The sequence below is a fragment of the Microbacterium sp. K2 genome (genome assembly GCF_051365005.1).
Taxonomy (GTDB): domain Bacteria; phylum Actinomycetota; class Actinomycetes; order Actinomycetales; family Microbacteriaceae; genus Microbacterium; species Microbacterium foliorum_B.
This window is the reverse complement of record NZ_JBLWII010000001.1, coordinates 2,048,264-2,070,889: the sequence shown is the minus strand read 5'-3', so window position 1 is coordinate 2,070,889 and position 22,626 is coordinate 2,048,264. Positions and strand designations below refer to the sequence as shown.

The window sequence follows — 22,626 nt, the reverse complement described above, 5'->3', positions numbered from 1 at the left end:
CCCAGGGACGACACATGACGGATGCTGCGGCGCAGGGCGCCCATCGTGCCCGGTACCGCCGCATCGTGTCGTTCGCGGCGCGCGAGTTCCTCAAGGTCTGGTGGTTCGAGCTCGTCCTGCCGCGCTTCGGCATGAGTGCGCTCGCCGAGCGCACCCGCGCCCCGCGCATGCAGCGCTTTGCGAAGCGGTTCCACGTGCTCGCGGTCGAGCTCGGCGGACTCATGATCAAGGTCGGGCAGTTCATGTCGTCGCGCCTCGACGTGCTGCCGCCTGAGATCACGAAAGAGCTCGAGGGGCTGCAGGACGAGGTTCCGGCCGTGCCGTTCTCCGGCATCCGCGCCGCCGCCGAGGCCGAACTCGGCATGCCGCTCGAGCAGGCGTACGCATGGTTCGACGAGAATCCGGTGGCCGCGGCATCCCTCGGTCAGGCGCACCGCGCCCGCCTGTCTGCGCAGGATGCCGCCGACACCGGCCTCGGCGACGTGGTCGTCAAGGTGCAGCGCCCGGGCATTGACGAGATCGTCGCGGTCGACCTCGCGGCTCTGCGCCGCGTGGCGCGGTGGGCGATGCGCGTCAGGCTCGTCAGCGACCGGGTCGACGCCCCCGGCCTGGTCGAGGAGTTCGCGCAGACGAGCCTCGAGGAGATCGACTACCTGCACGAGGCCGCGAGCGCCGAGCGTTTCCGCGAGAACTTCGCCGGAGACCCGCGCGTCAGCGCCCCCGAGATCGTCTGGGAGCGCTCGACGCGTCGCGTGCTCACGCTGTCTGACGTGACGGCGATCAAGATCAACGACACGGATGCTCTGCGCGCGGCGGGCATCGATCCGTCGGAGGTCGCGGATGTGTTCGCCGAGGTCATGTTCGACCAGGTGTTCACGCACAGCTTCGTGCACGCCGACCCGCACCCCGGCAACATCTTCGTGACGCCCGAGCCGGAGTCCACGACGGGCAGGAACTTCCGCCTCACCTTCATCGACTTCGGAATGATGGCCGAGGTGCCCGACACTCTCCGCAACGGCCTGCGCACGCTGCTGATCGCGGTCGCCGGTCGCGACAGCCGCGGGCTGGTCACCGCGGCTCAAGAGATCGGCGTGCTGCTGCCGTCGGCCGACACCGCCGAGCTCGAACGGGCGCTCCGGGCGCTGTTCGCACGCTTCGGCGGCATGGGCTTCGCGGAGCTGAGCAAGGTCGACCCCCGTGAGTTCACGGACTTCGCCGACGAGTTCGGCGACATGGTGCGCTCGCTGCCGCTGCAGCTGCCCGAGAACATGCTGCTGCTGATTCGCGCGGTGTCGCTGACCTCGGGCATGTGCTCGAGCCTCGACCCCTCGTTCAACGTATGGGACGCCGCCGAGCCCTACGCCGCACGGCTGCTGCGCGACGAGTCGGGCAACCTCATGCAGGACATGGCGCAGCAGGCCATGGAGACCGCCGCCGTCACCTATCGCCTGCCCAAGCGCATCGACGCGATCATCACCCGCGTCGACGACGGCAACGTCACGTTCGACACGTCAGCTCTCGAGCGCCGCCTCGACCGGCTCGAGGGCATCGCCCGACGCATCGGGTCGGGGGTGCTTTTCGCCGCGATGCTCGTCGGCGGCGCGCTGCTCGTTCCATCCCTTCCCCCGCTCGGCATCACTCTCCTCTGCGTCTCGGCGCTGCCGCTGCTGCACTCGGTCTTCGGCGGGCGCCGCAGCCTGCGCTGACGCGGGCTCGCGACGTTTCGTCTCAGTCGACGTCGTCGTCTTCGCTCAACGACCGAGGCCCGCCCCGTCGGCCGCAGAATGCCGGCATGGGAGAATTGGTTCCCATGGACACTCCGGACGACAACCCCACCTCACGGACCGACGCTCCGAAGACCAATACCGCAGCAGTCCGCCAGGCCGCGAAGGCCACGGAAGCCGCGCAGAAGATCGTCCGCGACATCGCCGCGGTGCCGCCGCGCGGCGTGCACCCGGCGCTCGTGCCCGGCGTCTCAGTCGAAGAGACCGGTCGCACGTACCGCACCGATCCGCTCGTCTTCGGCATCGCGGTCGCGCTGACCATCGCCTTCATCGCCTGGGGAGTCTTCGCGGGCGACAACCTCTCGGGCACGACCGCGACCGTGCTCGCGTGGGTCGTCGAGTACTTCGGCTTCTTCTTCACGACGATCGCCACTGTCATCCTCGTCTTCATGCTGTTCATCGGCTTCAGCCGCTACGGACGCATCCCGCTCGGTCGTGACGACGAAGAGCCCGAGTTCTCGATGTTCTCGTGGATCTCGATGCTGTTCGCCGCAGGCATGGGCATCGGCCTCGTCTTCTGGGGCGCGGCCGAGCCGCTCACCTTCTTCGAGACCCCTCCGCCCGGCACCGTCGAGGCCGACACTCTCGAGGCCATGCACACCGCCCAGGCACAGGTGCTCTACCACTGGGGTCCGCAGGCGTGGGCGTTCTACGCGCTCGTCGGTGGCGCGATCGCCTACGGTGCGTTCCGCCGCGGCCGCACTCCGCTGATCTCGTCGATCTTCGCCCCGCTGCTGGGTGAGGGCCGCACGACCGGCCCCCTCGGCCGCACGATCGACATCTTCTCGATCATCGTGACCCTGTTCGGCACCGCCGCATCGCTGGGCCTCGGAGCCCTGCAGATCGGCCACGGCGTCGAGATCGTCAGCGGCATCGGCGAGCTCGGCAACGGCGTGCTCATCGCGGCGATCGCCGTGCTCACGGCCTGCTTCATCGCATCCGCCGTCTCGGGCGTCTCGAAGGGCATCCGCGCGCTGTCGAACATCAACGCGGTCGTCGCGCTGCTGCTCGCCTTCTTCGTGTTCTTCGTCGGCCCGACGCTCCTGATCCTCAACGTCATCCCTTCGGTTGCCGTGCAGTTCCTCGGCGATCTGCCCGAGATGGTCGCCCGCTCGGCATCACAGGGCGATGAGGCGCAGGTGTTCCTCTCGAGCTGGACGATCTTCTACTGGGCGTGGTGGATCTCGTGGTCGCCGTTCGTCGGCATGTTCATCGCCAAGATCTCGCGCGGCCGCACGCTGCGCCAGTTCGTGTCGGTCGTCATCGTCGTGCCCGCCGTCATCTCGCTCGTGTGGTTCGCGATCTTCGGCACGACGGCGATCCAGCAGCAGATGGACGGCGCGAACCTCACCGTGGATCCGCCCGAGGAAGTGCTCTTCGGCGTGCTCGAGAACCTTCCGTTCCCGCTGATCACGAGCATCGTCCTCATCCTGCTCATCTCGATCTTCTTCATCACCGGTGCCGATTCGGCCTCGCTCGTGATGGGCACGCTCTCGCAGCAGGGTCGCCCCGAGCCGTCGCGCTGGGTCGCTGTGGTGTGGGGTGTGCTGGTCGGAGTCATCGCCGCGGTGCTGCTCGTCACCGGCGAAGAGGGCAGTGGGCTCAAGTCGCTGCAGAATGTCACGATCATCGCCGCTCTGCCGTTCGCGGTGATCATGGCGTTCATGATGGTCGCGTTCATGAAGGACCTGCGGCGGGATCCGATGATCCTGCGCGAACGCTATGCCCGTATGGCCGTGCGTCACAGCGTCATGGCCGGTCTCGAGGAGTACGGCGACGACTTCGCCCTCGTGCCCGTCGAATACGACCATTCCGAAGACGACCTCGCGTGGATCGACGAGGCCGACGTCGACGACAGCCTCGCCGAGGTCTACGCGACGGCGACCGAGGCGATCGACATCGTCCCGGCATCCGACGGAACCGCTGCGGATGCGGCTGCCGATGCGGATGCGGATGCGGATGCCGGTTCGGGTTCGGACCCCGGATCAGACGCGGCCGGCCTCGCCGAGCGCCCTTCCTGACTTCGCACGGAATCGACCCCACACACGGCTTCTGCTCGGTGCGGGGTCGATTTCGCATCGGAATGGGCCGTTTGGGGTGCGAAACTGACCCCGCACGCGGCCTCGGGTGCGAAAGTGACCCCGCACGCGAGTCGCAAGAGGGGCAGCAGACAGGGAACTCAGCTGACGACGGATGCCGCGCCCGAAGCGGATGCCGAACCTGCCGCACCCGAAGCGGATGCCGAACCATCCGCGACCGTCTCGACCGGCACCGCCGCAGCGTCGGTGATCCTCGCCGCCATGCCCGCGAAGATGAAGCCGTGGAACGGCAGTACACCGAGCCAGTACAGCCGGCCGGCGAGTCCTCGGGGGAAGAACACGGCGCGCTGCTCGTAGCGCGACCCGTCGCCGTCGGGGAGCGCGCGCAGCTCGAGCCACGCATCGCCCGGCACCTTCATCTCGGCGCGCAGGCGCAGCAGTCCGCCGCTCGCGGGTGATGAGTCGGTCGCCCGTCCGGGCTCCTCGACGGCCTCGACGCGCCAGAAGTCGATCGCGTCTCCGACCCGCGCCTCTGCCTTGCTGCGGCGTCCGCGGCGAAGGCCGACTCCTCCGACGAGGCGGTCCATCCACCCGCGCACAGCCCACAGGAACTTCGACGAGTACCAGCCGTTCGACCCGCCGATGCCGATGATCACTCGCCACAGGCTGTCGACCGGTGCGGCGGTGCGCAGCTTGCGTGTGTCGGTGAACACGGTGCGTCCGGCCCAGTCCGGGTCGCTGGGCAGGGGATCGCTCGGAGCGCCCGAGACTTCGGCATCCTGCCAGCTCGTCTCGATGGTGTCGGCGGCGTCGCGACCCAGCGCGAGCGAGACCGCCGTGCGATACGGGGTCAACCCGCCCTCGGGCTGCGGAATCAGCTCGTCGATCGCGTGGTCCTTCACGATGCACTCGTTCTGCAGCGACGCGACGAGCGGGCGTGCGATCGACCGCGGAACCGGCGTCACGAGATTCACCCAGTGCGAGGCGAGACCGGGGGTCAGCACCGGCAGAGAGGCGATCGCACGCTGACGGAGTCCGGCTTCGAGCGCATAGCCGTTCATCATCTGGCCGTAGCGCAGCACGTCGGGTCCGCCGATGTCCACCGCGCGATTCACCTCGTCGTCCACGCGGGCCGCACCCAGCAGGTAGTGCAGCACGTCGCGCACGGCGATCGGCTGGATGCGGTTGCGCACCCACTTCGGCGCCGGCATGTACGGCAGCACATCGGTGAGGTGGCGGATCATCTCGAACGACGCAGAACCCGAGCCGATCACGACGCCCGCCTGCAGCACCAGCGTCGGCACACCCGACTCGAGGAAGATCTCGCCGACCCGCACACGCGAGCGCAGATGCGGCGACAGCTTCACGTCGTCGGGGTGCAGGCCGCCGAGATAGACGATGCGTCGCACGCCGGCCTTCGCCGCGGCATCCGCCACCGTGGTGGCCGCTCGCTCATCGCTCTCTTCGAATCCCTTGCCCGCGGTCATCGAGTGGATCAGGTAATAGACCACGTCGACGTCTTTCATGGCCTCGGCGACGGCATCGGCATCGTCGGCCGAACCCTCGACGATCTCGCACTCGGCACCCCAGGGGAAGGATGCCGCTCGCGCGGCGTCACGTGCCAGTGCGCGCACCCGGTATCCGGCGTTCAGCAGTCGCGGTGTCAGCCGTCCGCCGATGTACCCGGTGGCACCGAGCACCAGCGCGCGGGGCGCGGATCCGTCGTCGCGGGGGAGGGCGCGCAGGGCCTCTTCGTGCCCGGTGGGCTGCGTGAGCTCGGTCATGACTCGAGCGTAGGCGCGATACCCGAAAGTTTCACTAGGCTGGCGAATCACTAGTTCATCTAGTAATCTTTTGGCCGAGGAAGGGAAACCGCATGTCGACATCAGCGCAGCACGCCACACGGCGCGACCTCCGCTCGCGCCGACTCGCCCCGACCGACTCCGTCGACCTCGCTCCGCTCTCGGCCCGTGATGCGGTCGGTCGCGCGACCGGAATCCGCCGCATCCCGCTGGCCCCCGCCCGCCCGCCGCTCTGGAAGTCCGCCGGAGTCGCCGGCCTCATCGCGGTGATCGCTGCAGCAACTTTGCCGCTGGCTGCCTCCGCACTCGACATCCCCCTGTGAGTCGACACCACAGGATCCCGACCACAGACCACCGCTGAGAAGAGAAAGGAGCCCCCCATGGGACTCGATGACAAGATCAAGAACGCCGCACAGGACATCGCCGGCAAGGCGAAGGAAGCTGCCGGCAAGGTGACCGACAACGAGAAGCTCGAGGCGGAGGGCCGCGCCGATCAGGCGAAGGCCAACGTCAAGAAGGCTGGCGAGAACGTCAAGGACGCTTTCAACAGCTGACACCAGCGACACAGCGCGGGGAGGTGGCAGAAGCCGCCTCCCCGCCGTTTGTGCGTTCCGTCCTCTGAGACGCGGATGCCGCAAGAGAAGGAAGATGGCACGATGTCCGATCCCCTGAAGAGCACCACCCCGAACCTGTGGCAGCGACTGATCCGTCGTCTGCGACCCGGCGCGGACGAACCACGACGTCTCACGGTCGACGACGTCACCGTGGTCGACCGCCCGATGCTGCGCCGCGCAGTCGCCGGCACGGTGGTCGGCAACCTCATGGAGTGGTACGACATCGGCATCTACGGCTATCTCGCCGTGATCATCGGCCGCGCGTTCCTGCCCGATGCATCAGCCGGTGCGCAGTCGCTCTTCTCGCTCGGTGTGTTCGCGGTGACCTTCATCGCCCGTCCGCTCGGCGGCGTCGTGCTCGGCCAGCTCGGCGATCGGCTCGGCCGTCAGCGCGTGCTGGCCTTCACGCTGATCATGATGGCCGCGGCGACGTTCCTCATCGGCGTGCTCCCCGACTTCTCGGTGATCGGCATCTGGGCGCCGATCCTGCTCATCGTGCTCAAGCTCGCGCAGGGCTTCTCGACCGGTGGCGAGTATGCCGGTGCCACGACGTTCATCACCGAATACGCGCCGGACAAGAGTCGCGGGTTCTATGCCTCGCTGCTCGACCTCGGGTCGTACATGGGCTTCGCGATCGGCGCCGCGTTCGTGTCGATCCTGCAGCTGACGCTGTCGGCAGAGACGATGCAGGGCTTCGCCTGGCGCATCCCGTTCCTCGTCGCACTGCCGCTCGGGCTCATCGCGATCTACTTCCGTCTCAAGATCGAAGACACCCCCGCCTTCCAGGAGGCGAAGGAGTCGGCCGAGCGTGCAGCCGACGACGCGCAGAAGGCCGCCGATGCGCCGAAGGGCGTCCTCGCGCTGATCCGCGCGTACTGGCGCGAGCTGCTGACCGCTTTCGTGCTCGTCGCCGCGGCCAACACCGTCGGCTACGCTCTCACGTCGTACATGCCGACGTACCTCACCGGCACGCTGGGCTATGACGAGGTGCACGGCACTCTGCTCACCCTGCCCGTGCTCGTGGCGATGGCCCTCAGCATCCCCCTGACCGGCAAGCTGTCCGACCGCATCGGGCGCAAGAAGGTGCTGTTCATCGGCTCGATCTCGGCGATCGTGCTCGCGGTGCCGTCGTTCCTGTTCATGATGCACGGCGAGATCTGGTCGACCCTGCTCGGGCTCGTGCTGCTCGCCTTCCCGGTGACCTTCTACGTCGCGAACCTCGCGTCGTCGCTGCCCGCGCTGTTCCCCACGTCGTCGCGGTACGGCGGCATGGGCATCTCGTACAACCTCGCCGTCGCGCTCTTCGCCGGCACGGCGCCGGTCGTCATGGAGGCGCTCGTGCAGCTCACCGGCTCGGCGCTGGCACCGGCGTTCTACGTGATCGGCACGTCGATCGCCGGCTTCATCGCCGTGGTCGTGCTCAAGGAGTCGGCGCGCAGGCCGCTGCCCGGCGCGATGCCGAGCGTGCAGACGATCGAGGAGGCCGTCGAACTGGTCGAGACGCAGGAGGAGAACCCGGACCTCGATCTCGACGAGCTGTTCCCCGAGCGGGTGGTCGTGGCAGCGGATGCCGCGGGTGAGGCGAACGCTCAGGCGAAGACCGACCCCGGAAGAGTCTGATCAGAGCGTCGGGTGGCCGGCCGATCCGTCGGCCGGCTCTCGGCGATCACTCGCCGGAGGACTCGGATTCCTCGTGCGAGCGGATGACGTCGCGCAGTTCCTGGTCGAGATCAGACGCCTCTTCGATGGCCGACGTCATGCCGGCGAGGAAGCGGGTGACGACCGCGCGCTCCTTGTCGCTCATCTCGTCGACGAGCGCCAGCATCCGCCTGTGCATCGCACCGAGGGTCTCGCGCACCTCGTCGTCGCTGCTGACCGTCGGCACCACGATTCCGGCGCGTCGATCGGTCGGATGCGGCTCCCGCTTCGCGTGCCCGCCCTTCTCGAGGCGGTCGATGAGGGTCGTCGTCGATGCGGTCGAGATGTCGAGCATGCGGGCGATGTCGATCGCGCGCACGATGCGTCCGGCCCGCTGCTCGCGCAGCAGGAAGCGCAGGGCGACGAGGTCGGTCTCGTTCATCTTCATCGAGATGCGTGTGCGTTCCCGCATCGCGGTCTCGGCCGATCGGTAGCGACGCAGCAGGTTCAGGACGTCGACGGTGCTCGCGCTGTCTGCCTCGGGGTACCAGTAGCCGGAACGGCCGAACTCCTCAGAGCGCTCCATCACGCCACCTCGCCATCATCGCTCAGGCTTTCTTCACTTCCACGGGGTTCCACCTCGCGTGCGAGCATCTCGGCCGCGCCGGACTCGACCTCGGCCGGCACGATCCGCAGGATCCCGCCGGTGATCGCGTCATGTTCGGCGGTGACGATCTGATCGATCCGCCACGCAGGCACGGAGGGAAAGTCCGCGCGCAGACGGTCGATCATGTCGGCGTACATGATGTACCCGGCATCCTCGAGTGCGAATCGCTCGACCATGAGGCCCCTTTCCCAGAATTCCATCATCTCACTTCATCAGAGTGGCTGGTCGCATTGGATTTCGCTAGGCAACCTGGTTACCTGTTTGTCGAGTACCATGGAAGGGTCAGGGGGTGACGCATGAGCAGCAGTACCGAGATGGCGACGCGGGCGAGTGAACTCGTCGCGCGTGTCGATGAACTTCGCAGGGCCGAGGCCCAGTTCGGACGACGTCTTGCCGCCGTGCGCGCGCCGAACGACACCGACCGCGAGGCGATGAGGTACATCCTCGACGCCTCTGACGACTCCCCGGCGACGCCGGGCGGCCTCGCCGCTCACTTGAACGTCAGCACGGCCGCGATCACCAGTCTGCTGCGTCGCCTTCAGGAGCGCGGTCAGATCGTGGTGGGGCCGCATCCTGCCGATGCCCGCTCCAAGGTGCTGCGTCCGTCGCTGCGCGATCTCAACGCGCAGGCAGATGAGTTGACGCAGCGCATCGAGTCGCTCGCCAGTGAGTTCACCCCGGATCAGACCGACGCGATCACTCGGTTCCTGCGACGTCTGGCCGAGGAGATCGGCGACCTCCCGTAGCTCGGACTGTGATTTAGCTAGGTAACCTAGTAATCTATTTCTCAACGGAGTTTTCGTTGAGGGAGAGATCATGGGACGTCTGACGTACGGAAACACAGCAACGCCGATCGAACTCGACGATCGGCTGATGACTCACCTGCGGCTCGTGATCGTGACGAAGCTGCGACGCAATGAGTCATTCCCGCTCACGCTCGCGATGGGCGACGGCATCGCCGAGACCATCTGGGTGCACGCGTCGATTCCCCTGCGCTTCTCCATGTCGCAGGAGGTGGATGTCGATCGTTCGCTGGTGGTGGCGATGATGAACGCCGCGAACTCGGCGGGAGGCCTCGACCTCACGCGCGAGGAGTTCGCCCGGGTGGTCGACGGCTCCCGCACCCTGCACGCGATGAGTGCGTGACCCATGTCTGCACGCATCAGAAATGCCGCCAAGGCCGTGACCGGTGCGCGGGTGCGCTCGGCATCCCGGCCCCGAGGTCTGTGGGTCGAGGTCGATCCCGGCTTCCACGTCGGGAACGACCGCAGGCAGTTCCTCGGGTCGATCACCGGGACGCCCCGCGAGGGCTTCCGGGCGTTCGGGGCGCAGTCTGATTTCATCGGTCAGTTCGATCGCCTCGACGACGCGAAGGCCGCGGTCGCTGCGGCGTCAGTGATCACGGAGGATGCGGCCCAGGTCGAACCGCTGCTGGGCTGAGAGCGCGGAGGCGCCGACTCCGGCGCCGGAGCGATGATTTTCGACGACGCCCTCGGGCGTGTACCGTCGTTGCTATGACTTCGATCGAATCGATTCGACGCCCCGCCGTTGACCTGGCCACCCGTCGCGCACGAATCGCGGTCTCTGCGCTGTTCCTCACGAACGGCGCCCTGTTCGCCAACATCCTGCCGCGGTACCCCGAGATCAAGGCCGCTCTCGAGCTCGACAACGTGGGCTACGGCCTGGCGATCGCCGCATTCCCCGCCGGAGCCATCGCCGCCGGGCTGTTCGCCGCTGTGCTGATCCGCCGATTCGGCTCGGGGCGGATCGCCGTGATCGGCACGATCGCCACCGGTCTCGGCCTGCTCGCCGCGGCGCTCGCTCCCTCCGGCATCCTGTTCGCCGTCGCCCTGCTGCTCGGCGGGGCCTTCGATGCGATCACCGACGTCGCGCAGAACGCGCATGGCCTGCGAGTGCAGCGGCGCTACGGCCGCTCGATCATCAACTCGTTCCACGCGATCTGGTCGATAGGTGCGGTGCTCGGTGGCGGCATGGCCGCGGCGGCGATCGCCCTGCAGCTGCCCCTCGGCGTGCATCTCGGAATCTCGACCGCGGTGTTCGCTGCGGTGGCCTTCACGGCGCTCTGGTTCTGCCTGCCCGGTCGCGATGAGGAGGCGGATGCCGAGGCGACGGCCGACCCGGTCGAGCTGCAGACAGCAGTGCGTCGTGGCGTGAGCCCTCGCACCGTGATGGTGCTCATCGCGCTCACGCTCATCGCTATGGCCGGGGCGATCGCCGAGGATGCCGGCAACTCGTGGGCGACCCTCTACCTCAGCGAATCGCTCGGCGCCGCCGCCGCGATCGCGCCCCTCGGATTCATCGCCCTGGTCGGAGCGCAGTTCATCGGACGGATGCTGGGCGACGGCATGACCGACCGCTTCGGGCAGCGCGCCGTGGCCCGCGTCGGAGGCCTGATCGCCGCCGGGGGAATGGCCCTCGCGCTCATCTTCCCGAGCGTGCCGGGAACGATCGCCGGATTCGCCGCCGTCGGCTTCGGCATCGCGACGCTCATCCCGGCGGCGATGCATGCGGCGGATGAGCTGCCGGGTCTGCGACCGGGAGCCGGGCTCACGATCGTGTCGTGGCTGCTGCGCCTCGGGTTCCTGCTCTCGCCGCCATTCGTCGGCTTCATCGCCGACACCGAGAGTCTGCGGGCCGGGCTGATCGTGGCACCGGCCGCGGCAGTGGTCGCGGTGCTGCTCGCCGGCGTGCTCGAGAAGCGTCGCCCGCGGGGGTAGTCGGCAGCGGCGGGCATGTCCAGACCCCTCCGCGCCCACCATGCCGCGGGTTTCGGCAGTATACGTATTCAATCCTCAAGAATTCCTGGAATATAGGCTTCCCTAAGTCCGTTGCATACGTATACCATCAGCGTCATGGGACATATCAAGCATCGGGCACTGCCGGTACTCGCCCTCGCAGCGGTGGGCATGATCGCCCTCTCCAGCTGCGGCGCCGGGACCCGCACCGACAACGCGAACTCGACAACGGTGTCGTGTGACTACACGGCTCCGGAGGGCAAGACCACGGTCAACGTCCTCGCCTACAACTCCTCGGCGATCGACCCGTTCACCGACACCATGGTGTCGAGCTGTTCGAACGACGACGTGACGCTGAAGCACGACCCGATCGACTTCGGCGGGCAGGTGACCAAGACCACGGCGACGCTCGCCGGCGACTCGGGCACCTACGACATCCTCGAAACCTACGGATTCGTCATCCCGGGCTTTGCCGAAGAGAAGAAGCTCGTTCCGCTGAACGACCTCTGGGACAAGTATGCCGACGACTACGGTCTGGGCGAGATCAGCGAGTCGATGGTGGAGGGCATGTCGTACGACGGCGACATCTACGCCATCCCGATGCAGGCGCAGATGTTCGTCATGGCATACCGCACGGATGTCTTCGACGACCTGGGGCTCGAGGTGCCGACCACCTTCGACGAGATGATCTCCGCCGCCGAGGCGATCCAGGCCGAGGGGCTCATGGACTACCCGATCGCGCTGCCGTGGCTCGCGACGAGCGACGTCTCCACCGGTTTCCAGGCCGCGATGAACTCGCTCGGCGCCGACTTCGTGAACGCCGACGGCGACGTGACGCTCGACGGCCCCGAGGCCAAGCAAGCCGTCGAGGCGATGCTCGCGCTCAAGCCGTACATGGATCCGCAGGTCACGACCTTCGACCAGCCCAAGGTGCAGCAGCAGATGTTCAACGGCACTGCGGCCATGTCGATCATGTTCTCGGGCCGGATGATCGACCTGACGCTGCCGGAAAACTCGAAGCTCTCCGACTCGTTCGGCTTCGCGGGGGCGCCCAAGCTCACGACTGACGCCGACTACTCCTACAACCGCCTGTCGATCGACGGATGGTCGATTCCGTTCAACACGAAGCTCGACCACGACATGCTCTTCCAGATGATGGCCTCGGCCGTCAGCGAAGACGCGTCGACGGCATCCGTTCCGGCGGCCTACCCGGCCCGCGAGGGGATGGTCACCGAAGAGAACTCGCCGTACGGCGCCGCCGCCAACGACTCGATCGCCTCGGCGATGCCGCCGATCGTGTCGCCGGTGCTGGCCGACCTGACGAACGAGATCCGCCCGATCCTCGTCGAGATCCTCAACGGCAACGTCTCCGTCGACGACGGGCTGGCGCAGATGCAGGCAACCGGCGAGTCCTTCGTCGGCTGATCCAGGACCGCCGGTCCGCGGCTGTGGCCTGAGCGCGAGTTCAGGCCACAGCTCGTCCAAGGGAGGACGCTTATGAAGACACGCGAGTTCTGGTTGCTCTTCGCACCGAGCCTGCTGGTGATGGGGGCGCTCCTCGTGCTCCCCCTGGTGCGCACGGTGCAGTGGAGCTTCGAGCAGGTCCGCTACGGCTCACCCGGATCGTTCGTCGGGCTCGACAACTTCGTCTACGCGCTGACTGATCCGCGCTTCCACCGGGCGGTCGCCTTCACCGTGATCGTCACGGTCATCACGACCGTGATCCTGCTCGTGTTCGGGTACATCATCGCGACAGGCGTCAACAGGATCACGACGTCCCGTCCGCTGGTACTCGGCATCCTGCTCGTCTCGTATGTGCTGCCCAACCTCGTGGGGGCTGTGGCGTTCTCGTGGCTGTTCGACGACAGCTTCGGCGGCGTCGTCAACCGGTTCATCGGGTTGATGGGCGGCACCCAGGTGCTCTGGTTCACCGACCAGGTTCCCAACGCGATCCTCGTGATCGCGAACACTGTCTGGTCGATGCTCCCGTTCGCGATGCTGATCATCCTGGCGGGGCTGCAGGGGGTGCCGAACGAACTGAAGGAAGCCGCGAAGATCGACGGAGCGAACGCCTTCCAGACCCACATCAGCGTGATCATCCCGACCATTCGCGGGGTGCTCGGGTTCGTGACGCTGATCACGATCATGGACGTCCTGAGGATGTTCGACAACCTGATCCCCCTGTCGCCGCAGGCGCAGTCGATCGGCAACGAGTCGATCATGCTCTACGTCTACTCGGTCGCCTTCGCCGACGGCGCACAGAACCTCGGCCTCGGCAGCGCGATCAACGTGCTCACCATCGTCCTCATCCTCATCATGCTGATCCCGTTCATCCGGGGCATCTTCAAGGAAGCGAAGGCAGAACGATGAGCCTCACGACCTCCGAGCTCTCCGACTCCGAGCTCTCCACCCGGGCGATCATCACCAGCGGCGCATCGAAGCGCAAGCGGCGCGGACCGAACCGCCCCCCGGTCGTCACCGGACTGCTGCTCGGCATCCTCTGCATCGTGATGCTCAGCCCGTTCATCTGGATGGCGCTGTCGGTCACGAAGCCCACAGACGTCGCGTTCTCGAACCCGCCGGTGTTCTGGGACTACGAGCCCACGCTGCAGGCCTTCGTCAACCTGTGGGAGACGACCTACTTCGCGGACTACCTCGTCAACACCCTCGTGGTCGCCGTCGTCTCGACCGTGCTCGCGCTGGTCATCGGCATCCCCGCGGCGTACGCGCTCTCGAGGTTCCCGAGCTATGTTTCGGCGCTGCTGCTGGTGCTCGCCCTGATCTTCCGGGCGCTCCCGCGCTTCTCGGTCGTGCTGCCGATGTACGACATCAGCAGGGCGCTCGGCATCTACGACACGACGTTCGCGTTGGCGATCGCCCTCGTCGCGATCAACCAGCCGTTCACGATCTGGCTGCTGCGCAACTTCTTCGCCGAGATCCCCCGGGAGCTCGACGAGGCCGCCATGATCGACGGATGCACCAGGATCGGGATGCTGCGCCGGGTCATGATCCCGCTGATGGGCCCCGGCATCCTGACGGCCGGTATCTTCGTCTTCCTGTTCGCGTTCCAGGAGTACCTGACGGCTCTCGTGCTCACCGACACCTCTTCGAAGACCGTGCCGGTCTTCATCGCCACCCAGCTCGGGCAGACCCTGCCGATGCTGCAACAGGCGGGAGCCGCATCCATGCTGCTCACGATCCCGGTGTTCGTGATCGCGTTCATCGCGCAGAAGTACCTCGTCGCCGGCCTCAGCGACGGCGCTGTGAAGGGCTGACATGGCGGTCGCGGTGCCGCCGCTCGTGCTGCTGGCCGGCATGAACTGCACCGCCGATCTATGGGAGGACGGCGGTTTCGGAGGGGGAGCAGGTGGGGCGATCCGGCCGGTGCTGGATCGCCCCACCGTCTCGGGGCAGGTCGATGCGCTGCTCGACGAGCTGCCCGATTCGTTCATCGTGGTCGGGCACTCGCTCGGCGGCATCGTCGGCATGGCGCTCGCGCTCGCCGCTTCGACGCGTGTCGCGGGGCTCTGCCTCGTGTCGACCAACGCCAAGGCGCCGACCGATGCGCAGCGCTCCGGCTGGACGAGCTGGCTGGATGCTCTCGAAGGTGGTGCTGAGCCGCGAGCGCTGCAGGACAGCATCCTCCAGCCTCTGCTCGGAGAGAACGTCGTGCGAGATCGTCCCGACCTCGTGGAGCGCACGCTGCGCATGGGCGAGGAGACCGGGGCCGAGCGGCTGCGGGCTCAGCTGCGGATGCAGCTCACACGCACCGATCTGCTGTCGCGACTGGGCGGACTGACCATGCCGACGCTCGTCGTCTCCGGACTCGACGACGTCATCTGCCCGCCGCGCTTCCACACCGAGATCGTGTCGGCGATGCCGGACGCACGGCTCGTGTCTCTGGATGCCGGCCACCTGCTGCCGCTCGAGAGGCCGCGGGAATTCGGTGGACTCGTGGGGTCGTGGCGCTCGCACCTCCGCATCTGAGCCCACAGACGCTCGGGCGCCGTCGCGCGGCGTCCTCTCGGGAGGAGGACTGCGCCCCGGGAGGAGAGAATCCGTGAATCTCTCCTCCCGAAGCGCAGTTCTCCTCCCGAAGGGTCGGGATGAGGCCGCGGGTCCCGAGGGGTGGGGATGCGGCCGCGAGGCCCGAGGGGTCGGGATGCGGCCGCGAGGCCCGAGGGTGGGGATGCGGCGGCGGGCTCAGCGCTCGGGCGTCGCCAGTCCGCGCAGATGCGCCATGAGGGAGGAGGCGAGGTTGTAGACCACGAGGTCGGCGCCGTCGGTGAAGGCCGCGCTTGCCGCATCCCGCGTGCCGACGATGTCCATGCGCAGCGAACCGGCGCGTGCGAGGGCCGAGTGCACGGCGGCGATGGCCTGCGGCACGGGCTCATCATCCGGGCCGGAGCTGGCCGCGAGATCGGCCGGACCGACCATGATGCCGTCGAGGCGCGGCGCAGTGACGAGCGCATCGACGTTCGTGACGCCGCGGGGCGACTCGATCATGCCGAGCACCAGAGTGTTCTCGAGCCACCACTCGCGGTGCTCGGCGGGGTCGACGAGACCGAAGCGCCCTGCCCGGCTGTACGTCGCGAACCCGCGCGACCCGACCGGGGGGTACATCGCCGCGGCGACCAGCGCCTCGGCATCCGCAGTCGTGTCGAGGTGCGGAGCCAGGATGCCCTCGGCTCCCTGATCGAGCACCCGTAGGATCTGATCCCGATCGCCCTCGCCGACGCGCACGATGACCGGCACGTCGTGCACCTGCGCGAGCGCGATGTGCTGACGCAGCGCGACGAGGTCGGCCGGTCCGTGCTCGCAGTCGATCAGGACGAAGTCGAACTCGGCGACGGCGAGCATCTCGACGAGCTCTTCCGACGGCATCCGCAGCAGGGCGCCGATCAGCTTCTCGCCCGCCCGTGCCCTGGCGCGCAGCGACGGCATCAGGCCACCATCCCGGCCGAGAGGTCGATGTCGGCGCCGCACATGCCCGGCATCGCGAGCATCGCGATGACCGCCGCGCCGACCTCGTCTTCCGTCACCATGCGGCCGAGAGCCGCACGCGACACGAACGCCTGCTCGGCATCGTCGATGCTCGTGCCCGAGCGCTCGGCCTCGAGGCGGAAGTTGCGCTCCATCCGTGGGCCCTGCACCGGGCCGGGGGAGAGCGAGTTCACACGCACGCCGGCGGGGCCGACCTCGAACGCGAGCGTCGACGTGAGTCCGATCACGGCCATCTTCGAGGCGCAGTAGGGAGTGCGATGCGCGAGCGGACGCTTGCCAGAGACGGATGCCACGTTGATGACGTCGCCGTCGCCGCGCTCGACCATTCCGGGCAGCAGTGCCTTGCAGAGCAGGAAGGTGCCGCGCACGTTCACGGCGAACACCTCGTCCCAGTCGGCGACGTCGATGTCGGTGAGAGCCGCGACGGGGCCGGGGATGCCGGCGTTGTTCACCAGGATCGAGACATCGGTGCCGGCGAGCTGCTCGCGGAGCGCGTCGATGGATGCCGGGTCAGACACGTCGCACGATATCCCCCGCGCCCGTGACCCGAGGTCGGCCGCGACGCGGTCGAGCTTCGCGGCGTCGCGCCCGACCACCACGACGTGCGCACCGGCGGCGTGCAACGACCAAGCGATAGCCGCCCCGAGTCCGCTGCCGCCGCCGGTGACCACTGCCGTGCGACCGGAGAGGTCGGTCATCGCGTCTCCGCGCCGACCGCGGCGTGGCTCTCTTCGATCCAGGCGAATTCCGTGCCGGCATGACGCCAGGCACGAGCGTCACCCGAGCGGGCGTGGCCCTCGAACAGCTCGACCCGGGCAGCGCGCCCGCAGACGGCGCCGAGCTCGACCGACGACTCGGTGTTCTGCACTTCCTGGTACGTCACGGTGCGCAGATACTTGCCGACCCAGAGCCCGCCCGTGTACCGGGCAGCGCCGAGCGTCGGCAGCACGTGGTTGGTGCCGATCACCTTGTCGCCGTAGGAGACGCACGTGTTCTCGCCGAGGAACAGCGCGCCGTAGTCGTGCATCTTCGTCAGAGCTTCGCGCGGGTTCTGGGTGAAGATCTGCACGTGCTCGAAGGCGAAGTCGTCGGCGATCCGATAGGCCTCGTCGAGGTCGTCGGCGACGATCACCTGACCCCAGTCGCGCCAGGCCGGGCCCGCGTAGTCGCGCGTGGGCATGCCGGGAAGGATCTTCTCGATCCAGTCCATGACCTCTTCGGCCAGCGCCTGCGACGTCGTCACGAGCACGGCGGGCGAGTCGGGTCCGTGCTCCGCCTGAGAGAGCAGGTCGACCGCGGTGAAGAACGGGTCGGCGTGCTCGTCGGCGACGATGAGGATCTCGGTGGGGCCGGCGAACAGGTCGATGCCGACTTCACCGAACAGCTGCCGCTTGGCCTCGGCGACGTAGGCGTTGCCCGGCCCGGCGATCATGTTCACCGGCTCGATCGAGTCGGTGCCGACGGCCATCGCGGCGACGGCCTGGACTCCTCCGAGGATGTAGATCTCGTCGGCGCCGGCCATCTTCATCGCGGCCACGGTCGCAGCGGGGATCTCGCCACGGATGGGCGGGGTGCACGCGACGACCCGAGGGACCCCCGCCACCTTGGCGGTGATGATCGTCATGTGCGCGGACGCCGTCAGCGGGTACTTGCCTCCGGGGATGTATGCCCCTGCGGCCTGCACGGGCACGTGCTTCTGGCCGAGGAACACCCCCGGAAGGGTCTCGACCTCGATGTCGACCAGTGAATCGCGCTGCGCCTGCGCGAAACGGCGCACCTGGCTCTGCACGAACTCGATGTCGGTGATCACCTGCGCATCGAGCGTGCCGATGATCTCCGTGATCTCCTCCTCGGAGAGTCGGTACGAGTCGCGACTCCAGTTGTCGAACTGCTCGGCATACCGACGCACGGCGACGTCGCCGTTCTCGCGGATGTCGTCGATGATTCCCCTCACCCGCTCGGCGACGTCCTGCTGAGCGGTGTCCGCGAACGTCTTCGTCGGCGCGGTCTTGAGATGCAGGGGCATGGCCCTTCCTTCCGTTGCATACGTATGTGCTGATTATGACCGCGTATGCATTCGGGCGTCAAGAGCAGTAGAATTCGTGAGATCGAGGGGGAGGCGCCAGATGGTCGTCACGAGTCGTGATGTGGCCCGCTTGGCGGGTGTCTCGCAGCCGACGGTGTCTCGGGCGCTGCGCGACGATGCGCGAGTGTCCGAGGCGACGAAGCTCAGGGTGCGCGAAGCGGCCCAGCTGCTTGGCTACGTGCCGAGCGAGGCGGGGCGTGCCCTGTCGTCGGGTCGAACCCGGCGCATCGGCCTGCTGCTGACCGATCTCGACAACCAGTTCTACTCGCACATCATCGCCCCGGTGCACCGGGAGCTCGAGACCCTCGGCTACCAGCTGATGCTGCACACCGAGTCGGCCGACAACGACACGATCGTCGAACGGCTGCTCGCCAACGGTCTCGACGGCGTGATCCTCGCGACCACCACGGTCGAGTCCGTCGCACCGCTGCGCCTGAAGGACCGCGGCCTGCCTTTCGTGTACTTCAATCGCACCGGCTCGTTCGTCGAGGCGGATGCCACCGTCGTCGATCCCGCGCCGGGCTATCGCGACGCTGTCCGGCGGGCGGTCGAGCTCGGTCACACGCGCGTGGGAGCGGTGCTCGGACCGAGCAACACCAGCACGGCGCAGAGCCGAGAGGCGGCCTTGCGCGACGCCCTCGTCGCCGAGGGCGTGACGCTGCACGAGAGCGATGTGCGGCGGGTTCCGTACGGAGCAGCCGAGGGTGAGGCGGCGGCATCCGAGATCCTCGCCGGAGCAGACCGCCCGACCCTCCTGTTCTGCGGCAACGACGTGGTCGCATACGGGGCGCTCAACGCCGCCCACCGCGCGGGTCTGCGTGTGCCGGAGGACCTCTCGGTCCTCGGCTTCGACGATCTGCCCGAGGCGGCCTGGCCCATCATCGACTTGGCCACGATCGGATACGACATCGCCGGCATGGCGCGCACCGCCGCAGACCTCATCGTGCGTCGCATCGAGGACCCGGACGCCGCACTCGAGAAGACGCGCTTCGAATCCGCTTTCGTGCCGCGGCGCACTCTCGCGGCCCCGCACGCCGGCTGACCCCGCCGCTCGGCGATGATCACCGTGTGCGCAGGATCATCTCTTGCGCTGGTTTGTGCATACGCATACACTGACGAAGACGAAGCCAGCGATCACCGATGAACCGCAGCTTCGCGTCTCGAAGGAGTGAAAAGCGTGTCTCTCGACCCGGTTGCTTACCTGCCGTACAAAGACCCCGACGACTTCATCCGTGAGGTCACCGATCTGATCTGGGTCGATCGGTCGATCAGCTTCATCCGCGAAAACTACGAGCCCGACTCGATCGTGCACGGCGCCTACGGCACCTCGACCACGCGGCAGGAGGTCATCGAGGGAACGCTCATGCGCATCTCGGCGACGCCCGATCGCACCGGCCAGGCGGAGGACGTGATCTGGGAGGCCCGTGGAGACGACGCGTTCCTCAGCTCGCACCTCGTGCTCTCCGGGCATCTGCAGACGTCGTCGCACAGCCGCACGATCGCCAACTGCCTGTACCGCAAGGGGCGCATGGTCGAGGAGTGGGTGGTGCGGGACTCGCTCGCCGGTGCGCTCGAGAGCGGCCTCGACGTCGATGAGCTCGCCCGCGCCCAGGCCTTCCGCGGATACACCGGATCATGGACCGAGCCGGCCCCCGCCGATCCGATCGCGAAGGGCGACTCCGGTGCGCGCCCCGACGACTACCGCTCCGAGGTCGAGACCGTGATCGACATGATCCAGACGGTCTGGAACGACCGCGACCTGCAGAAGGTCGAGAAGTTCTTCCACCGCGACCTCGTGCTGCTCACGGTCGGCAACCGGGTCGTCATCCGTCCCGAGGGCTACCGTCGGGCGCTGCTGCGGTTCCTCGAGTCGTTCCCCGCGGGACAGTTCGAGATCCGCGACATCCAGACCAACTACGACGTGCGCTATGCGGGCCTGCGCGTCGCCGTCACCTGGAAGTTCGTGGGCGACTACAACGGCGTGCCGAACTACGGCAGCCTCACCGGCAAGCCGATCGACCTGATCGGCATCTCGCAGTTCACATTCCACCAGGGAGCCCTCGTCAAAGAGGTGCGCCTGTGGGACGACATCGCCCTGCGCGCCCAGATTGCGGGCGTTCGCGGCGACGAGCCTGCGGCCTTCAGCAACATCTACTGATCAGCGACTGATCGACAAGGAGAAGAAGAAATGAGCAACGCCATCGTCGACCAGGTCGACGTCATCGTCCCCGCGGACGAGATCGCACGCCGCACCATCCGTCGGTCCGACTGGGTGCCGTGCAACTCGGCGTTCATCGACTGCCGCACCCCGGGTTCCGACCGCAAGGAGAACTACTCGTTCATCGGCGCCGGTGTCTCGCAGAACGCGAGCCAGTACGTGAACCTCGAGGTGAACCACGGCTTCAACACCGGGGCCGCCGGCATGCCGAACGGCATCTCGAACAACCTGCACCTGCACTTCACCGCAGAGGTGTTCATCAACCTCGGCGGCGAGTTCCGACTCCGCTGGGGGGTCGACGGCAAGCAGGGCGAGTACATCAGCCACGACGGTGACATCGTCACGATCCCCACCTGGATCTTCCGCGGCTTCACGAACGAGGGGCCGGACGACGGCATCCTCTACACGGTGCTCGGCCGCGATGACAACGGCGGCATCATCTGGGGCCCGTCGGTGCTTCGCGAGGCGGAGTCGTATGGCCTGCACCTCACGGCCGACAACAAGCTCATCGACACCGTCGCGGGCGATGTGCTGCCCGACGACGTGCCCCTGATCACGCCGATGAAGCAGCACTACATCGACGAGCTCACGACCTACACGGTCGAGGACATGCGCTCGCGGGTCATCCAACCGGGTGACCGCAAGTACTCGTCGGCGGCACTGCTCTGCGCAGCGGTCGACGGCGGCCACGTCGAGCTCGCCACCGCCATCGGCTACGGCATGAGCGAGAACCGCCGTCAGGTGCCGAACGTGACCGAACCGCACTCGTTCAACCTCGCGTGGGTGCGTGCCGAGGCGGGACAGGGCGTGCTTCGCCACCGCCATGACAAGACGCAGGCGCTGCTGTTCAAGACCGGTCGCTGGGAGGTCACGCTCAACGGCGACCCGTCGACCACGGTCACGCTGGGCGCGGGCGACACCTTCTCGGTGCCCGAGGGCAGCTGGCGCTCGTACGTCTGCGTCGAGGGCGATGAGACCGGAACCGGTACGGTGCTCGTGATCAACGGCGGCGACGACCGCGTCTACCTCGAGTGGGCTCCGGAGGTCGTCGAGGCGGCGGCCGCCGCCGACTGGACCATCGACCCCAACGGCTACCTGGCCCCTCTCGGAGTGATGGTCACCGCAACCGAGGATGACTGAGAGCGCAGGGGCGCGAGGGGCTTCCGGCTCCTCGCGCTCCGGCGTCTCCTCCGCGGGTGTCGGCGCAGCGGATGCCGGTTCGCCGCGTGTCGCCGCGATCTCACCCGAGATCGTGATCGGCGATGTCGACGGCACCCTCGACCGCATCCGCTCGGCGATCGCTGCGGCCGCGCGCCGCGGCGCTCAGCTGATCGTGCTGCCGGAGCTGGCCACGAGCGGGTACGTGTTCGCCGATCGTGAGGAGGCGCTCGGCGCCGCTCTGACCGCCGGCGACCCGCGGTGGTCTTCGGTGCAGGAGGCGATCCCCGAGGGCGCCGTCGTCGTGGTGGGGTATGCCGAGAGCGACGGCGATCGTCTGTTCAACACCGCCGCGGTCCTCACCCGCGAGGTGCGCCTCGCCGACTACCGCAAGGCGCACCTCTGGGGCGCCGAGAAGCTGATCTTCGACAGCGGACCCGAGGCCGGGCTCGTGGTTGATGCGCCGTTCGGTCGCCTCGGCGTGGCGCTCTGCTACGACAACGAGTTCCCCGAGGTGCCGCGCAGGCTCGCGCTCGCGGGCGCTGACGTGCTCGCGCTGCCCGTCAACTGGCCCCTCGTGCCGCGACCCGAGGGCGAGCACGCTCCCGAGCTGATCCAGGCGATGGCAGCGGCCCGGTCGTCTCGGCTGCCCGTCGTGATCGCAGATCGGTGGGGATCCGAGCGCGGGGTCGACTGGACCGACGGCACGGCGATCATCGACGAGCAGGGCTGGATCGTCGCGTTCCGAGCCGTCATGGGAGCCACGGCCGTGCTGTCGCTCGACGCCGCTCGTGGCAAGGCGCTGCCGCCGCACAACGACCTGTTCGCCGACCGCCGGGCCGACCTGTACTGACGCGGTC

Annotated in this window: 23 protein-coding genes; 17 read left to right on the top strand and 6 right to left on the bottom strand. The window is 67.8% G+C overall.

The genetic code is table 11. The features are described from left to right. Positions 1-14 precede the first annotated feature (14 nt). Both ACLKOY_RS10030 and ACLKOY_RS10025 read left to right on the top strand, forming a co-directional pair. Positions 15-1,706, top strand: a complete 1,692-nt coding sequence (locus tag ACLKOY_RS10030; protein ID WP_436453488.1) for an ABC1 kinase family protein — start codon at positions 15-17, stop codon at positions 1,704-1,706. A gap of 104 nt (positions 1,707-1,810) precedes the next feature. After that, complete coding sequence (locus ACLKOY_RS10025; protein ID WP_436453487.1) at positions 1,811-3,805, top strand: BCCT family transporter; 1,995 nt, start codon at positions 1,811-1,813, stop codon at positions 3,803-3,805. Between the two features lie 158 nt (positions 3,806-3,963). Here the strand turns inward: ACLKOY_RS10025 and ACLKOY_RS10020 are convergent, their stop codons facing one another. Further along, entirely contained in the window at positions 3,964-5,607 is a 1,644-nt protein-coding gene (locus ACLKOY_RS10020; RefSeq protein ID WP_436453486.1) for an SDR family oxidoreductase, read from the bottom strand. 92 nt (positions 5,608-5,699) lie between these two features. On the opposite strand from ACLKOY_RS10020, the gene ACLKOY_RS10015 reads away from it, so the two are divergent. The 3 genes from ACLKOY_RS10015 (at position 5,700) to ACLKOY_RS10005 (ending at position 7,859) form a co-directional block, all read left to right on the top strand. Beyond that, positions 5,700-5,948 (top strand): hypothetical protein, encoded by a 249-nt coding sequence (locus tag ACLKOY_RS10015; RefSeq protein WP_436453485.1) that lies wholly within the window; start codon positions 5,700-5,702, stop codon positions 5,946-5,948. Between the two features lie 57 nt (positions 5,949-6,005). Beyond that, positions 6,006-6,179 (top strand): CsbD family protein, encoded by a 174-nt coding sequence (locus ACLKOY_RS10010; RefSeq protein ID WP_140035840.1) that lies wholly within the window; start codon positions 6,006-6,008, stop codon positions 6,177-6,179. 102 nt (positions 6,180-6,281) lie between these two features. Further along, on the top strand, positions 6,282-7,859 hold the full coding sequence (locus ACLKOY_RS10005; RefSeq protein WP_436453484.1) for an MFS transporter: 1,578 nt from the start codon (positions 6,282-6,284) through the stop codon (positions 7,857-7,859). 46 nt (positions 7,860-7,905) lie between these two features. On the opposite strand, the gene ACLKOY_RS10000 is transcribed toward ACLKOY_RS10005, so the two are convergent. Together ACLKOY_RS10000 and ACLKOY_RS09995 are read right to left on the bottom strand one after the other, a co-directional pair. Beyond that, entirely contained in the window at positions 7,906-8,463 is a 558-nt protein-coding gene (locus ACLKOY_RS10000) for a MarR family winged helix-turn-helix transcriptional regulator (protein WP_140035842.1), read from the bottom strand. Then, positions 8,463-8,720 carry a hypothetical protein gene (locus ACLKOY_RS09995; RefSeq protein ID WP_436453483.1) on the bottom strand — a complete coding sequence of 86 codons (258 nt, stop codon included), beginning with the start codon at positions 8,718-8,720 and terminating at the stop codon, positions 8,463-8,465. Before ACLKOY_RS09995 ends, ACLKOY_RS10000 begins: the two co-directional genes overlap by 1 nt. 120 nt (positions 8,721-8,840) lie before the next feature. Here ACLKOY_RS09995 and ACLKOY_RS09990 point away from each other — a divergent pair, with 120 nt between their 5' ends. From ACLKOY_RS09990 to ACLKOY_RS09955, 8 genes are all read left to right on the top strand, one after another. Next, complete coding sequence (locus ACLKOY_RS09990) at positions 8,841-9,290, top strand: MarR family winged helix-turn-helix transcriptional regulator (protein ID WP_140035843.1); 450 nt, start codon at positions 8,841-8,843, stop codon at positions 9,288-9,290. A gap of 70 nt (positions 9,291-9,360) precedes the next feature. Then, positions 9,361-9,690, top strand: a complete 330-nt coding sequence (locus tag ACLKOY_RS09985; protein ID WP_363572799.1) for a DUF7882 family protein — start codon at positions 9,361-9,363, stop codon at positions 9,688-9,690. Between the two features lie 3 nt (positions 9,691-9,693). Beyond that, positions 9,694-9,984, top strand: coding sequence for a hypothetical protein (locus ACLKOY_RS09980; protein WP_436453482.1), 291 nt, complete (start codon positions 9,694-9,696; stop codon positions 9,982-9,984). Between the two features lie 74 nt (positions 9,985-10,058). Continuing rightward, a complete protein-coding gene (locus ACLKOY_RS09975; RefSeq protein WP_436453481.1) occupies positions 10,059-11,282 on the top strand; it encodes an MFS transporter in 1,224 nt (407 codons plus the stop codon). Positions 11,283-11,417: 135 nt separating this feature from the next. Then, on the top strand, positions 11,418-12,725 hold the full coding sequence (locus ACLKOY_RS09970) for an ABC transporter substrate-binding protein (RefSeq protein WP_042537269.1): 1,308 nt from the start codon (positions 11,418-11,420) through the stop codon (positions 12,723-12,725). A gap of 72 nt (positions 12,726-12,797) precedes the next feature. Continuing rightward, the gene (locus ACLKOY_RS09965) at positions 12,798-13,670 is read left to right on the top strand and encodes a carbohydrate ABC transporter permease (protein ID WP_042537267.1); all 873 of its coding nucleotides are present in this window, start codon (positions 12,798-12,800) and stop codon (positions 13,668-13,670) included. Then, positions 13,667-14,575: a carbohydrate ABC transporter permease gene (locus ACLKOY_RS09960; RefSeq protein WP_056375345.1), complete on the top strand. Its 909-nt coding sequence runs from the start codon at positions 13,667-13,669 to the stop codon at positions 14,573-14,575. Before ACLKOY_RS09965 ends, ACLKOY_RS09960 begins: the two co-directional genes overlap by 4 nt. Before the next feature lies 1 nt (position 14,576). After that, entirely contained in the window at positions 14,577-15,287 is a 711-nt protein-coding gene (locus tag ACLKOY_RS09955; protein WP_436453480.1) for an alpha/beta fold hydrolase, read from the top strand. A gap of 216 nt (positions 15,288-15,503) precedes the next feature. Here the strand turns inward: ACLKOY_RS09955 and ACLKOY_RS09950 are convergent, their stop codons facing one another. The 3 genes from ACLKOY_RS09950 to hisD are packed head-to-tail and all read right to left on the bottom strand — an operon-like array spanning position 15,504 to position 18,330. Then, positions 15,504-16,244, bottom strand: coding sequence for an HpcH/HpaI aldolase family protein (locus ACLKOY_RS09950; protein ID WP_436453479.1), 741 nt, complete (start codon positions 16,242-16,244; stop codon positions 15,504-15,506). Continuing rightward, positions 16,244-17,002, bottom strand: a complete 759-nt coding sequence (locus tag ACLKOY_RS09945) for an SDR family NAD(P)-dependent oxidoreductase (RefSeq protein WP_436453478.1) — start codon at positions 17,000-17,002, stop codon at positions 16,244-16,246. The genes ACLKOY_RS09950 and ACLKOY_RS09945 overlap by 1 nt, the downstream gene beginning before the upstream one ends. Next, entirely contained in the window at positions 16,999-18,330 is a 1,332-nt protein-coding gene (hisD, locus tag ACLKOY_RS09940; protein WP_436453477.1) for a histidinol dehydrogenase, read from the bottom strand. The genes ACLKOY_RS09945 and hisD overlap by 4 nt, the downstream gene beginning before the upstream one ends. A gap of 100 nt (positions 18,331-18,430) precedes the next feature. Between hisD and ACLKOY_RS09935 the strand changes: the two genes are divergently transcribed. The 4 genes from ACLKOY_RS09935 to ACLKOY_RS09920 all read left to right on the top strand — a co-directional run bounded on the left by ACLKOY_RS09935 (position 18,431) and on the right by ACLKOY_RS09920 (position 22,619). Next, positions 18,431-19,432: a LacI family DNA-binding transcriptional regulator gene (locus tag ACLKOY_RS09935; RefSeq protein ID WP_056375350.1), complete on the top strand. Its 1,002-nt coding sequence runs from the start codon at positions 18,431-18,433 to the stop codon at positions 19,430-19,432. Between the two features lie 135 nt (positions 19,433-19,567). Then, entirely contained in the window at positions 19,568-20,548 is a 981-nt protein-coding gene (locus tag ACLKOY_RS09930; RefSeq protein ID WP_056375351.1) for an ester cyclase, read from the top strand. 30 nt (positions 20,549-20,578) lie between these two features. Continuing rightward, the gene (locus ACLKOY_RS09925) at positions 20,579-21,748 is read left to right on the top strand and encodes a cupin domain-containing protein (RefSeq protein ID WP_436453476.1); all 1,170 of its coding nucleotides are present in this window, start codon (positions 20,579-20,581) and stop codon (positions 21,746-21,748) included. Next, the gene (locus ACLKOY_RS09920) at positions 21,741-22,619 is read left to right on the top strand and encodes a nitrilase-related carbon-nitrogen hydrolase (protein WP_436453475.1); all 879 of its coding nucleotides are present in this window, start codon (positions 21,741-21,743) and stop codon (positions 22,617-22,619) included. The genes ACLKOY_RS09925 and ACLKOY_RS09920 overlap by 8 nt, the downstream gene beginning before the upstream one ends. The last annotated feature ends 7 nt before the right edge of the window (positions 22,620-22,626 follow it).